This window comes from Burkholderia territorii, from assembly GCF_902833055.1.
Taxonomy (GTDB): domain Bacteria; phylum Pseudomonadota; class Gammaproteobacteria; order Burkholderiales; family Burkholderiaceae; genus Burkholderia; species Burkholderia territorii.
Genome location: NZ_CADFEJ010000007.1, coordinates 264,272 through 277,911 on the forward strand (window position 1 = coordinate 264,272; position 13,640 = coordinate 277,911).

Genomic DNA, 13,640 nt, shown 5'->3' on the forward strand with positions numbered 1-13,640 from the left:
CCTTCCTTCTACTCAGTGTGCAGCGGGCACCGTGCCCGCCGCGGATTGTTTCGTCAGCGCGTCGACCACGCGCTCCATCTTCATGTACCGCGAACCCTTCACGAGCACCGTCGCGCGCGCGCCGTAGCCCGCCGCGAGCAGTGCCGTCACCAGCGCGCCGACGTCGTCGAAATGCCGGGCCGTGTCGCCATACGCGGTGCAGGCATCTCGCGACGCATCGCCGAGCGCGAACAGCGCATCGATGCCGCGCTCGCGTGCATACGCGCCGATCTCGCGGTGAAACGCCGGGCCTTCGTCGCCGACCTCGCCCATGTCGCCGATCACCAGCACGCGCGGCGCCGGTTGCGCGGCCAGCACGTCGATCGCCGCGCGCATCGAATCGGGGTTCGCGTTGTAGGTGTCGTCGACGACCGTTGCGCCCGCGAGGCTGCCGACGTCCGCCTGCCGGACCTGCAAACGGCCCTTGACCGGCTCGAACGATTCGAGGCCCTGCTTGATCGCAGCCAGCTCGATACCGGCCGCGAGCGCCGCGGCCGTTGCAGCCAACGCGTTGCGTGCGTTGTGCTCGCCGAGCGCGCGCAGGCGTACCGTCACCGGGCCCGACGGCGTGTCGATCGCAAGCTCGCCGCCGTGCAAGCGGCCCGTGACCTGCGCTTCGACCTGCCGTTCGGCGTCGTGCAGCGCGAAATCGAGAATCCGGTTGCCGGTCGCCGCGACACGCCAGATTCCGGCGTACGCATCGTCGGCCGGAAACACCGCGACGCCGTCCGGCGTCAGCGCGTGGATCACGGCCGCATGTTCGAGCGCGACCGCCTCGACCGTCGCCATGAACTCCTGGTGTTCGCGCTGCGCATTGTTGACGAGCGCGACGGTCGGCGCCGCGAGGCGCGCGAGCACTTCGGTCTCGCCCGGGTGATTCATTCCGAGCTCGATCACCGCGACGCGATGCGCGCCCGACAGGCGCAGCAGCGTCAACGGCACGCCGATGTCGTTGTTCAGGTTGCCGGCCGTCGCCAGCCGCGCGTCGGCGCCGACGGCCGCCGCAAGGATCGACGCGATCATTTCCTTGACGGTCGTCTTCCCGTTGCTGCCCGTCACCGCGACGAGCGGCACCGCGAAGCGCTTGCGCCAGCCATGCGCGAGCGCGCCGAGCGCCGCGCGCGTTTCCCCGCCTTCGATGACCGGCATTGCAAGGCCCGCCGGCGCGTGCGCGACGAGCGCCGCGGCTGCACCTCGCGCGGCCACGTCGCCGAGGAAGTCGTGCGCGTCGAAGCGCTCGCCTTTCAGCGCGACGAACAGGTCGCCCGGGCCGACCGTGCGGCTGTCGGTGGACACGCGCTCGAACGTGGTGTCCGGATCGCCGTGCACGGAGGCACCGGGAATCAGGCGCGCGGCTTCGCCGAGACTGAGCATCGTCATTCGCCGCCTCCCTTGCCGTGCGTCGCGCGTGCCGCAAGCGCGAGCCGCGCGTGATCCTGATCGGAGAACGTGCGCTTCTTGCCCATGATTTCCTGCGTCGCCTCGTGACCCTTGCCGGCCAGCACGACGACATCCTCGCGGGCGGCGCCACGCACGGCTTGCAGGATCGCGCTCGCGCGATCCTCGATGCGGCGTGCGCGATCGGGCGCGGTCATCCCCGCGATGACCTGGTCGATGATGCGCTGCGGATCCTCGCTGCGCGGATTGTCGCTCGTGACGACGACTTCGTCCGCGAGCCGCTCGGCGATCGCGCCCATCAACGGACGCTTCGTCGCATCGCGATCGCCACCGCAGCCGAACATGCAGATGAGCCGCCCGCCGCGCGCCGCCGCGATCGGGCGCAACGCGTCGAGCGTCTTGTCGAGCGCATCGGGCGTGTGCGCGTAGTCGATCACGACCAGCGGTTCGTCGCTCTGCAGCCGGCCGCCAAGGCGCTGCATGCGCCCGTTGACGGACTCGAGCCGCGCGATCTCCGCGACGGCCGCGTCGAACGGCACGTCGGCCGCTAGCAGCGAACCGAGCACCGCGAGCAGGTTGCTGACGTTGAACGTGCCGAGCGTGCCGACTTCGACGTCCGCTTCGCCCCACGACGAGCGCAGGCGGAAAGCCGTGCCCGTGGCGGTCGCGCGCACGTCGAGCGCGACCAGCTCGCGATCGGCGTCGGCTGCCTGCGCGTCGCCGATACCGTAGGCGATCGTGCGCACACGGCCGGCAAGCTTCTCGAGCAGGCGGCGGCCGGCTGCGTCGTCGCGATTGACGACCGCGGCCCGCAGCCCGCGCCACGCGAACAGCTTCGACTTCGCGGCTTCGTACGCGTCGAACGTGCCGTGATAGTCGAGGTGATCCTGCGTGAGGTTGGTGAAGACGGCAATGTCGAATGCCGTGCCGTTCACGCGGCCCTGATGCAACGCGTGCGACGACACCTCCATCGCGACGGCCTTCGCGCCCGCGTCGTGCAACTGCGCGAGACTGCGCTGCAGCTGCGGCGCGTCCGGCGTCGTGAAGCCGGTCGGCACGAGTTGCCCCGGCATGCCGCTGCCGAGCGTGCCGATCAGCGCGCACGGCTGGTGCAGCGCCGTCAGCGCGGCTGCGATCCAGTGCGTGCAGGACGTCTTGCCGTTGGTGCCGGTCACGCCGACGACGAGCAGGCCGTCGCTCGGGTCGCCGTACCAGCCGCTGGCGATCTCGCCGGCCAGCTGGTCGAGCGCCGGCACCGCGAGCGCGACGGGCGCCGCCGGTGCGGCTTCGAGGCCCTCCGGCTGATACAGCACGGCGGCCGCGCCGCGCGCGACGGCATCGGAAATGAAGGCGCGATTGTCTGCCCCGTCGACTGCATAGCCGAGGAACGCGTCGCCCGCCTGCAGGCTGCGCGTGTCGGCATGCAGTTGCGCCGCGGGGGCCACATGCTGGCGCAGCCACGCAAGCGCGGCCGCGATCTGCTGATGCGCCGGATGGGAACTGCGAGCGGCGCTCATCGAACAACTCCTGGTGAATTACGTGTCGTGCTGGATACGATCATATGCTTCGCACCGCTGCCCGCGGCGAGCTTTTGCGGGCCCGTCCCGGCGGGCGCGCCGGGTGCGTCGTCGGACACGACGAGCTGCTTGATCGGCATGTTCGGCGGCACGTTCAGCGCGCGCATCGTATCGCCCGCGATCGCCGAGAATACGGGGCCGGACACCTGGCCGCCGAAGTGGCTGCCGGCGGTCGGTTCGTCGACCGACACGGCAACGACGATGCGCGGATTCGGCATCGGCGCCATGCCGACGAACGACGCGCGGTACTTGCGCGTGTAGCCGTGGCCTTCGTGCTTGTAAGCGGTGCCGCTCTTGCCGCCGACGCGATAACCGGGCACGGCCGCATCGGGCGACGTGCCGCCCGGCGCCACCACCGTTTCGAGCATCGCACGCACCTCGCGCGCCGTGGTCGGGTTGAACACCTGCGTGCCCACGACCGGCTGGTTGGGGTCGGTCTTGAAAATGGTCACCGGCATCAGCTCGCCGTCATGCGCGATCGCCGTGTATGCGCGCGCCAGCTGGAACAGCGACACCGACAGGCCGTAGCCGTACGACATCGTCGCCTGCTCGATGCGACGCCAGCTCTTCCACGGACGCAGGCGGCCGGCCACCGCACCGGGGAACCCGACCTTCGGCGCCTGACCGAGGCCGATGCTCGTATACATATTCCACATTTCCTCGGGCCGCATCGTCATCGCGATCTTCGTCGCGCCGATGTTGCTCGACTTCTGGATCACGCCGCCGACCGTCAGCGTGCCGAAACCCGCATCGTCGGTGATCGGTGCGCCGTCGAGCACGAAGTGCCCGTTGCCCGTCTCGACGAGCGTGTTCGGCGTCACGCGGTGCAGGTCGAGCGCGAGCGACACGGTAAACGGCTTCATGATCGAGCCCGGCTCGAACACGTCGGTCATGATCCGGTTGCGCAACTGCTCGCCCGTCATGCGCGAACGATCGTTCGGGTTGTACGTCGGGTAGTTGACGAGCGCCAGCACCTCGCCGGTGCGCACGTCGACGACCATCGCCGCGCCGGCCTTCGCCTTGAACTTCTCGACGGCGGCCTTCAGGTTCGCATACGCGATGTACTGGATCTTGCTGTCGATCGACAGGTCGACGTCGGTCCCGTTGTGCGGCGGAATCTGCACGGCGACGTCCTCGACGATGTGCCCCATCCGGTCCTTGATCACGCGGCGCACGCCGGACGTGCCGGACAGCAGCTTCTGGTCGCCGAGCTCGACGCCTTCCTGGCCTTCGTCCTCGACGTTCGTGAAGCCGATCAGGTGAGCGGTGATCTCGCCTTCCGGATAGAAGCGCTTGTATTCGTTGCGCTGATAGATACCGGGAATGTCGAGCGCGGCGACCTTGTCCGCCACGTCGATCGGCACCTGGCGCTTGACGTAGACGAAGCCCTTGTCTTCCGACAGCTTCACGCGCAGCTCCTTCGGCGTCATGCCAAGGAGCTTGCCGAGCTGATTGATCTTGTCCGCGCCGAGATCGTCGGGCACCGCGTCGGGAATCGCCCAGATCGCGCGCACGGGCAGGCTCGTCGCGAGCACGAGCCCGTTACGGTCGAGGATCTTGCCGCGCGTGGCCGGCAGCTCGATCGTGCGCTGGTAGCGGCTCTCGCCCTGCTTCTGATAGAAGGCGTTGCCGGGCCCCTGGATCCAGAACGCCCGCGCGGCGAGCGCGACGAACGCCATGAACAGCAGGAACACGACGAGTTTCGAGCGCCACATCGGCAGGTGCACGCCGAGCACGGGGCTCGACGAGAACTTCACGTCCTGGCGCTTTTGCGACGGCTTCATCGCGCGCCTCCGCGGCCCTTCGTGGCCGTATCGGCCGACGCGGGAATCGGCGCATCGATCGCCTTCGCGGCGCCCGGCGGCAGCGTCAGGTACTGGGTGCGACCGGTCGTGATCGGCTGCATCTTCAGCGAATCGTTCGCGAGCTGCTCGATGCGCGACGTCTTCGACAGCGCGCTCTGCTGATATTGAAGCTGCGCGTAGTCCTGCTGGAGCTGACGCTCCTGCGACTGCGCGCGCTGCAGCTGGATGAAGATCTGGCGCTGCTGGTTCGTCGAGTTGACGACCGACAGTGCGCAGCCCATCACGATGATCAGCAGGAAGATGTTGAAGCGGCTCATGGCGTGACGCGCTCCGCGATGCGCATCACGGCCGACCGGGCGCGCGGGTTCGCGGCGACTTCCGCGTCGCTCGGGAACTGGCGGCTGATGATCTTGAGCGGCGGGCTCGGGAGGTCGACGGCGCGGATCGGCAGGCGACGATCGACCGCAGGCGCACTCGCGTGCGCCTGCATGAATCGCTTGACGATCCGGTCCTCGAGTGAATGAAAGCTGATGACCACCAGCCGCCCCCCTTGCTCCAGCAACGACAATGCCGCGCCTAGTACGACTTGCAGGTCCGCAAGCTCTTGATTGACGTGAATCCGTATAGCCTGAAAGGTGCGGGTTGCCGGATCCTTGCCCTTCTCACGGGTTTTGACGACGTTACCCACGATTTGGGCAAGCTCGCCCGTGGTGTCGAGAGGCCCAAGACGGTCGGACTCTGCCCGGCGAGCAACAAGCGCCTTTGCAATCTGAAAAGCAAACCGTTCTTCCCCATAATCCCGTATCACCTCCGTCAATTCCTGCACCGAAGCCCGTGCGAGCCACTCGGCCGCCGACTCGCCGCGCGTCGGATCCATACGCATGTCCAGCGGGCCATCGGCGCGAAAGCTGAAGCCGCGCGCCGGATCGTCCACCTGCGGCGAGGACACGCCCAGGTCCAGCAACACCCCCGACACCTTCTCGACACCGCGCGCCGCAAGCGCGTCGCGCATCGATGCAAAGCTGTCATGCACGATCGAGAAGCGCGCATCCTCGATGCGCTGCGCCGTCTCGATCGCCCTCGGATCCTTGTCGAACGCGATCAGCCGGCCGGCCGGCGCCAGCCGCGCGAGCACCGCGCGGCTATGGCCGCCGCGCCCGAACGTGCCGTCGACATAAATGCCGTCCGGCCGCGTCACGAGCGAATCGACCGCTTCGTCCAACAGCACGGTCCGATGCTGCAATTCGTTTCCCATCGCGGGCGTCTCCGTCACCGCAATCAGAACGTGAAATTCTTCAGCGCGTCGGGCATGCCCTGCGCCATCGCTGCCTGCTCCTTCGCGATGTAGGTCTGCGAATCCCACAGCTCGAAGTGACTACCCATTCCCAACAACATGACTTCCTTTTCCAGTCCGGCCGCCATTCGCAGCTCGGGCGATACGAGAATCCGGCCTGCGCTGTCGAGATCGACGTCCATCGCATTGCCGAGAAAAATTCGCCGCCACCAATGAGCGTCCATCGGCAGCGCGGCGATCTTGGCGCGGAACACTTCCCATTCAGGGCGCGGAAACAGCAACAGGCAGCCGTCCGGGTGCTTGGTCACAGTCACCCGTCCTTCTGCCTGTCCTTGCAGCGCTTCGCGATAGCGAGCCGGCACCGACATCCGCCCTTTCGCATCGAGCGTCAGCGCCGACGCCCCTTGGAACACGTTCCGCTCTCCCGTTCAGGGCACCGAAGCACCCGCTCAATGCTCGAGAATTTAGCCCGAATAGCCCGCCAAATCACACAAAAATACACTTTCTCACACTGTCTCCCACTTTAGTGGAAGGGTTTGGCACGGTCAAGGGAGCGGCCCGGATTTTTGACGAATTTTGTTAGTTAGAACAAGGACTTACGCGCGCATGCTCATGCGGCCCCTCATACCAAAAACCGTTATAAATGAATGAGCTAGTGCAACTTGTGAAGGTGATACGTGAGAAAGACGGGCCAGACTGGCGTGCGGAAGGGGCTTCGGGGGCGGGAAAACGCGGAAAAAACGGGCGGTATCGAGGACGGCGGACCGGGACGGCATCGCGCGCCGCCCCGGCCCGAATGTCAGAGATAGTACGCAGTGCTCGTCATGACTTTCGATGCGGCGCGCATCAGCATCCGTGCGGGCAGCGGCAACTCGACGCCGCCGGCATCGGTCGCGGCCTTGCCGTGCTTCACCTCGTCGAGCCGCATCTGCTCGACGATCGCACGCGACGCCGTGTCGGTCGCGGGCAGCTCGGACAGATGCCCGTCGAGATGGCTCTCGACCTGGCGCTCCGTCTCGGCCATGAAACCGAGGCTGACCTTGTCGCCCAGCGTGCCGGCGACGACGCCGATCGCAAGCGCGCCAGCGTACCACAGCGGGTTGAGCAGACTCGGGCGCGAATCGAGTTCCTTCAGCCGATGGGCAGTCCACGCGAGATGATCCTCCTCCTCGCGCGCGGCCTCCTCGAACATCGCCTTCGACGACGACGAGCGCGCGGTCAGCTTCTGCGCCTGATAAAGCGCCTGCGCGCAGACCTCGCCGACGTGGTTCACGCGCATCAGTCCGGCGGCATGCGTGCGCTCCGCGGGCGTCAGTTCGGCGGCCGGCGGCTCCGCCGGCGCGGGCACCGGCCGGCTCATCCGGCTAATGCCGGTCAGCGATCGCAGGCCGCGATCGAATTCGCTGATCAGTTCATCCAACACCATCCTGTTCTCCTGGCTGCGTGTGCTGCCGCGGGCGGCAAGGGCACGTGCTCCGCTGCGTAACCGACTTGATTATTCAGCGGAAATTGCGGTTAACCCGTGATTTTAACCATTGTTGCATAAAGGAAACATGGCAACCTTGCGCCACGGCATTTCGCTTTGTCGGAAAAAACGGCTTTGCTACATTACGTGCGACTTCTTGCGAAGTTGATGGGGCGCGTCAACACAACATAACTATCCGCCCCGCCAAAAAAATTCAGTGATTCTTGGAGATCCGTTAATGAAAAAGTCGCTTCTCGCGCTCGTCGCGCTGGGCGCGTTCGCTGGCGCAGCTCATGCGCAAAGCAGCGTGACGCTTTACGGCATCATCGATGAAGGCCTCATCTTCAACAACAACGCCAAGGGCGGCCACCTGTACGGCCTGGCAAGCGGCGTGATGCAAGGCAGCCGCTTCGGCCTGCGCGGCACCGAAGATCTGGGCAGCGGCCTGAAGGCGATCTTCGTGCTCGAAAACGGCTTCGACGTCAATTCCGGCAAGCTCGGCCAAGGCGGCCTGATGTTCGGCCGTCAGGCTTACGTCGGCCTGTCGAGCCAGTACGGTACGGTCACGCTGGGTCGCCAATACGACTCCGTCGTCGACTTCGTCGGCCCGCTCGAGGCAGGCGACCAGTGGGGCGGCTACATTGCGGCTCACCCGGGTGACCTCGACAACTTCAACAACGCATACCGCGTGAACAACGCGGTCAAGTACACGAGCCCGACCTACGGCGGCTTCTCGTTCGGCGGCCTGTACAGCTTCGGCGGTCAAGCCGGCCAGTTCTCGAAGAACCAGGTCTGGTCGCTCGGCGCCGGTTACAACAACGGCCCGCTGGTGTTGGGTGTCGGCTACTTGAACGCACGCACGCCGGCAAACTTCGGCGGCATGTTCAACACCGGCGCGTCGGCTGCGGCGACGGCGGTGTCGTCGCCGGTCTACGGCGCGTATGCGAACAGCGCGAACACGTACCAGGTCATCGGTGCGGGCGGTGCGTACACGTTCGGCGCAGCGACGATCGGCGCGACGTACTCGAACACGAAGTTCAAGGGCTTCTCGGTCGGTCCGTTCGTGAACCAGACCGCGACGTTCAACAACGGCGAAATCAACTTCAAGTATCAGCTGACCCCGGCGCTGATCGTCGGCGCGGCGTATGACTACACGCAAGGCAGCAAGATCGACGGCAACTCGGCAGCCAAGTATCACCAGGGCTCGCTGGGCGTCGACTACTTCCTGTCGAAGCGCACGGACGTCTACGTGATCGGCGTGTATCAGCACGCATCGGGCAACGCGCTCGATTCGAAGGGCAATGTCATTCCGGCCACCGCATCGATCAACGGTCTCGATCCGTCGAGCACGAGCAACCAGGTTGCAGCGCGCGTCGGCATCCGTCACAAGTTCTAATCAGCTTGCCTGACAAGCCGCAGCATATTGAAGGCGCCTTCGGGCGCCTTTTTCTTTTGCGGCCATGAAGCGGTGTGGGAGGAGAACGGGACGATCGCCCGTACGGGGCGTGCCATCGACGTGAATGCCACGGCTGCTCGTCTGCACCCTGCACCCTGCACCCTGCACCCTGCACCCTGCACCCTGCACCCTGCACGCAGGGTATCGCATCAAGCGAATTGCGGATCACGGTCGCCGCCGAGCCGGCCTGGCGGCTCCGTCGACCATGGCGCCTCCCGGTAGAACGCGTACCGTTCCCGCGACCGTCGAATCACGGCGCGGAAGCCTCGCTGCAGCATTACAAATGAAAAAGCCCGGCACTTGCCGGGCTGACTGGTTCCACTTCGGCGTTACGCGCGTCCGTCGCGCAATTCGCGCCGCAGGATCTTGCCTACGTTCGTCTTCGGCAGCTCCGTGCGGAACTCGACGAGTTTCGGCCGTTTGTAGCCAGTGAGACGCTCCTTGCAGTACGCGAGGATGTCCTTGTCGGTGAGCGCCGGATCCTTCTTCACGACGAACAGCTTCACGGCTTCGCCCGAGTGCTCGTCCGGTACACCGACCGCCGCCACCTCGAACACGCCCGGATGCGACGCCACCACGTCCTCGACCTCGTTCGGATACACGTTGAAACCGGATACCAGGATCATGTCCTTCTTCCGGTCGACGATCTTCACGTACCCGCGCGCGTCCATCACGCCAACGTCGCCGGTCTTGAAGAAACCGTCCGGGAACATGACCTTCGCGGTTTCCTCCGGACGATTCCAGTAGCCGGCCATGACCTGCGGCCCGCGGATGCAGATCTCGCCCGGCTCGCCGAGCGCGACGTCGTTGCCGGCGTCATCGCGGATGGCCACTTCGGTCGACGGCAGCGGCAAGCCGATCGTCCCGCTGTATTCGGTCGCGGTCACCGGATTGCAGGTCGCGACCGGCGAGGTCTCCGACAGACCGTAACCCTCGACGATCGCCGTATGGGTCTTCTCGTACCAGCGTTTCGCGACGCCTTCCTGGATCGCCATACCGCCGCCGTTGGCGATCACGAGCTTCGACAGGTCGAGCTGGTTGAAGTCAGGATGGTTCAGCAGGGCGTTGTACAGCGTGTTGACGGCCGGAATCGTCGAGATCTGATAACCCTTCAACTCCTTGATCATGCCGCCGATGTCGCGCGGATTCGGGATCAGGATGCCCATGCCGCCCGTGCGCATCGTCAGGAAACCGCACACCGTCAACGCGAACACGTGATAGAGCGGCAGCGCGACGACCGTCACGAACTGTTTCACCTCAGGGTACTTCTCGTGCGCGGGATGGTGCCATGCGCCGGCCTGCAGCACGTTCGACACGATGTTCCGGTGCAGCAGCGTCGCGCCCTTCGCGACACCCGTCGTACCGCCCGTGTACTGGAGGAACGCGACGTCGTCGGGGCCGAGCTGCTGCGGCTTGAAGGTCTGCCGCGCGCCTTCGGACAGCGCGGCCTTGAAGCGCGTGAACGACGGAAGCTGCCACGCCGGCACCATCTTCTTCACATTGCGCACGACATAATTGACGAGCCAGCCCTTGATACCCAGTAGATCGCCCATCGACGCGACCACGACATGCTTGACCGCGGTATTGGCGATGACGGCCTGCAGCGTCGACGCGAAATTCTCGAGGATGACGATCGCCTCCGCCCCGCTGTCCTTGAGCTGGTGCTCGAGCTCGCGCGGCGTATAGAGGGGATTGACGTTGACGACGGTGAAGCCCGCGCGGAGCACTGCGACGATCGCCACCGGGTACTGCAGCACGTTCGGCATCATGAGCGCGACGCGCGCGCCGCGCTTCAGGCCGCGGGACTGCAGCCACGCGCCGAACTGGCGCGACAGTGCATCGAGCTCGCCGTACGTGATGCTCTTGCCCATGCAGACGAACGCCTTGCGGTCGCGATACTGCTTGAAGCTCTCGTCGAGAAGATCCGGAATGGAAGGATACGGGGACGCGTCGATTTCGGCTGGAACGCCGGGCGGGTACGATTTCAGCCAAATTTTGTCCATACTGCGCGTCTCCTCACTGATTTTCGAATGGTCGTGCTAAAACGCATCGTAGCGGCTCGCCCACCCCGAGACAACAGGGTTAGATGCCCACTTCCAACTTTCGGCCAGAATCGTCTGATGATATCTCGAAGTTCGGTCAAATCCGCTCAACTTCCACCAGACAATCGTAAAAAGTCGCCGAGTTGCCGAGATCGGTCAGCGCCTGGCTCGTCACCTCGTTCGCGTTGCGCCCATCGGGCGACAATTTCTTCCACCAGATCGACAGCCCGACGACGAGCCCCGCTCGCGCACGATCGGTCACTCGCGCAACCGCCTGCATCGATCCGCGGTCGTTGAAGATGCGCACGATGTCGCCCTCGCCGATGCCGCGCGCGTCTGCGTCTTCCGGGTGTATGTCGAGGTGCGGCTGGCCTTCCGTACTGCGCAGGCTGTCCACGTTCACGAACGTGCTGTTCAGGAAGTGACGGGCCGGCGGGGAAATCATCGCCAGTGGGTAGCGCGCGGCGAGTTCCGGCGCGGCCTCCGCAGATTCGAACGGCGGCAGGTAATCGGGCACCGGGTCCATGCCCATCTGCTCGAGTCGCGCACTGTAGAACTCGCATTTGCCGGACGGTGTACGGAAACCGCCATTTGCGAAAGGCGCGTCCGCCAACTTCAGTTTGAGCCAGCCGGCACGCTTCAACGTTTCCCAATCACTGTCGAGCGCCGGATCGTCCCAACGCAGCGCCACCCGCGCGACCTCTTCGTCGCTGTGATAAAGCGCCGGCTCGTCGAGCTCCATGCTGCGTGCGATGCCGCGAAAGATTTCCGTGTTCGGCCGCGCCTCACCGACGGGCGGAATCGCCGGGAGATTTGCCATCACGTAGGTATGGCCATACGACTTGTGGACGTCGAGATGCTCGAGTTGCGTCGTGGCCGGCAATACAATATCGGCGAAATCGACCGTATCTGTCTTGAAGTGCTCGAGAACGACCGTGAACAGATCTTCGCGCGCGAATCCGGCGGCGACTTTCGACGAATCGGGCGCGACCGCGACCGGATTCGAGTTGTAGACGATCACCGCTTCGACCTTGGGCCCGAAGGTTGCGTCGCCCGGGTGCAGCAGCGCGTCGCCGATCGCATTCATGTTGATGACGCGCGGCACTGTATGAGGCCAGCCGGGCATCAGGTCCGGACGCTGCAGCGCCGCGTGATTGACCGGTGCGGATTCGGACGATGACAGCAGCAGCCCGCCAGCCCGATCACGCCACGCGCCTGTCAGCGCGGGCAAGCTTGCAATCGCGCGCACGGCATTGCCGCCGCCGCGCACGCGCTGCATGCCGTAATTGAGGCGAATCGATGCCTTGCGGGTCGCACCGTAAAGGCGTGCGAGTTCGATCAGTTCCGATACTTCGATGCCGCAGATTTGCGCGACACGCTCCGGCGGATAGGACAGAGCTCGCGCCTTGAGCGCATCGAAGCCGATCGTATGGCGCGCGATGTAATCGTGATCGAGCAGATCTTCGGTAATCAGCACATGCATCATGCCGAGCGCGAACGCGCCGTCGGTACCCGGTTTCAACGCGATGTGCTGATGGCATTTTTCTGCCGTCAGCGAGCGGTAGGGATCGATTGCGACCAGACGGGCGCCTCGCCGCTTGGCTTCTTGCGCCCGGGTCCAGAAATGCAGGCTGGATGCGATCGGGTTGGCGCCCCAGATCAGGATCAGCTCGCTCTCCTCGAAATGCTCAAGATGCATGCCGATGCTGCCGCCATACGTATAGCGCAGCCCTGCCGCACCGGCCGCGGAGCAGATGGTCCGCTCGAGCCGGGACGCACCGAGTTTATGGAAGAACCGCTGCGCAATGCTTTCGCCCTGCACGAGTCCCATCGTTCCCGCGTAGCTGTACGGCATGATCGCCTCCGGCGCGCGCGCTGCGATTTCCCCGAGACGTCGGCCAATCTCGTCAAATGCGTCGCTCCAGCTGATCGGCACGAAGCGCCCTTCCCCCTTCGCGCCGACGCGCTTGAGGGGCACGGTAAGCCGGTCGGGATGATGAACGCGGTCGGCATACCGGCTGACTTTCGTGCACAACACGCCCTGCGTAGGCGGATGGTCGGGGTCACCCGTAACCTTGATGGCTCGGCCGTTTTCGACGGTCACGCGCATCGCGCACGTATCCGGACAATCGTGCGGGCAAACGGCCCGAGCTATCTGAGTGGCGACGTTCATCGTTCTGGATGCGACTGGATGGAGATTCGCAAATTTTACGTGGGTGGACCCGATAAGGCCTCATTTCACATGAATTTTGCGTCTATGCGGTTTCGCCCGAGGCGGTACGAGCCGTCTGTGTGGCCGGAAATGCAGCGATTAAGACGGGGATGGGTTCGGGATGATGAAGCGGGGATTCAAGGTACGCCACTCGAACGACACGTGCGGAGGTTCGGTTACCTCCACGTGCATTTGCGCCGCTCCAAATGCAAAAACCCCCGCCTTTTGGGCGGGGGTTTCTGGCTTGAGGGGAGCCTGACGATTACCTACTTTCACACGGGAATCCGCACTATCATCGGCGTAGAGTCGTTTCACGGTCCTGTTCGGGATGGGAAGGGGTGGGACCGACTCG

Annotated in this window: 10 protein-coding genes and 1 rRNA gene; 1 reads left to right on the forward strand and 10 read right to left on the reverse strand. The window is 65.1% G+C overall.

What is annotated here, in order from left to right; genetic code table 11:
- Nucleotides 1-12: 12 nt before the first annotated feature.
- The 7 genes from HW466_RS16195 to coq7 form a co-directional block, all read right to left on the reverse strand.
- On the reverse strand, nucleotides 13-1,419 hold the full coding sequence (locus HW466_RS16195; protein WP_174905778.1) for a UDP-N-acetylmuramoyl-tripeptide--D-alanyl-D-alanine ligase: 1,407 nt from the start codon (nucleotides 1,417-1,419) through the stop codon (nucleotides 13-15).
- Nucleotides 1,416-2,954 carry a UDP-N-acetylmuramoyl-L-alanyl-D-glutamate--2,6-diaminopimelate ligase gene (locus HW466_RS16200; RefSeq protein WP_174905779.1) on the reverse strand — a complete coding sequence of 513 codons (1,539 nt, stop codon included), beginning with the start codon at nucleotides 2,952-2,954 and terminating at the stop codon, nucleotides 1,416-1,418. The genes HW466_RS16195 and HW466_RS16200 overlap by 4 nt, the downstream gene beginning before the upstream one ends.
- A complete protein-coding gene (locus HW466_RS16205; protein WP_151004999.1) occupies nucleotides 2,951-4,798 on the reverse strand; it encodes a peptidoglycan D,D-transpeptidase FtsI family protein in 1,848 nt (615 codons plus the stop codon). The genes HW466_RS16200 and HW466_RS16205 overlap by 4 nt, the downstream gene beginning before the upstream one ends.
- Nucleotides 4,795-5,136 carry a cell division protein FtsL gene (ftsL, locus tag HW466_RS16210; protein WP_059506874.1) on the reverse strand — a complete coding sequence of 114 codons (342 nt, stop codon included), beginning with the start codon at nucleotides 5,134-5,136 and terminating at the stop codon, nucleotides 4,795-4,797. Before ftsL ends, HW466_RS16205 begins: the two co-directional genes overlap by 4 nt.
- A complete protein-coding gene (rsmH, locus tag HW466_RS16215) occupies nucleotides 5,133-6,074 on the reverse strand; it encodes a 16S rRNA (cytosine(1402)-N(4))-methyltransferase RsmH (protein ID WP_151004997.1) in 942 nt (313 codons plus the stop codon). The genes ftsL and rsmH overlap by 4 nt, the downstream gene beginning before the upstream one ends.
- Before the next feature lie 23 nt (nucleotides 6,075-6,097).
- A complete protein-coding gene (mraZ, locus tag HW466_RS16220; RefSeq protein ID WP_006400450.1) occupies nucleotides 6,098-6,526 on the reverse strand; it encodes a division/cell wall cluster transcriptional repressor MraZ in 429 nt (142 codons plus the stop codon).
- 386 nt (nucleotides 6,527-6,912) lie between these two features.
- On the reverse strand, nucleotides 6,913-7,539 hold the full coding sequence (coq7, locus tag HW466_RS16225; RefSeq protein ID WP_059546993.1) for a 2-polyprenyl-3-methyl-6-methoxy-1,4-benzoquinone monooxygenase: 627 nt from the start codon (nucleotides 7,537-7,539) through the stop codon (nucleotides 6,913-6,915).
- A 277-nt stretch (nucleotides 7,540-7,816) separates the two neighbouring features.
- Here coq7 and HW466_RS16230 point away from each other — a divergent pair, with 277 nt between their 5' ends.
- Nucleotides 7,817-8,974 (forward strand): porin, encoded by a 1,158-nt coding sequence (locus HW466_RS16230; RefSeq protein WP_059506872.1) that lies wholly within the window; start codon nucleotides 7,817-7,819, stop codon nucleotides 8,972-8,974.
- A gap of 389 nt (nucleotides 8,975-9,363) precedes the next feature.
- On the opposite strand, the gene HW466_RS16235 is transcribed toward HW466_RS16230, so the two are convergent.
- The 3 genes from HW466_RS16235 to rrf all read right to left on the reverse strand — a co-directional run.
- Entirely contained in the window at nucleotides 9,364-11,037 is a 1,674-nt protein-coding gene (locus HW466_RS16235; protein ID WP_059506871.1) for a long-chain fatty acid--CoA ligase, read from the reverse strand.
- 136 nt (nucleotides 11,038-11,173) lie between these two features.
- Entirely contained in the window at nucleotides 11,174-13,249 is a 2,076-nt protein-coding gene (locus HW466_RS16240) for a molybdopterin-containing oxidoreductase family protein (RefSeq protein ID WP_151004995.1), read from the reverse strand.
- A 292-nt stretch (nucleotides 13,250-13,541) separates the two neighbouring features.
- Nucleotides 13,542-13,640, reverse strand: a 5S ribosomal RNA gene (rrf, locus tag HW466_RS32295); the annotation flags it as partial.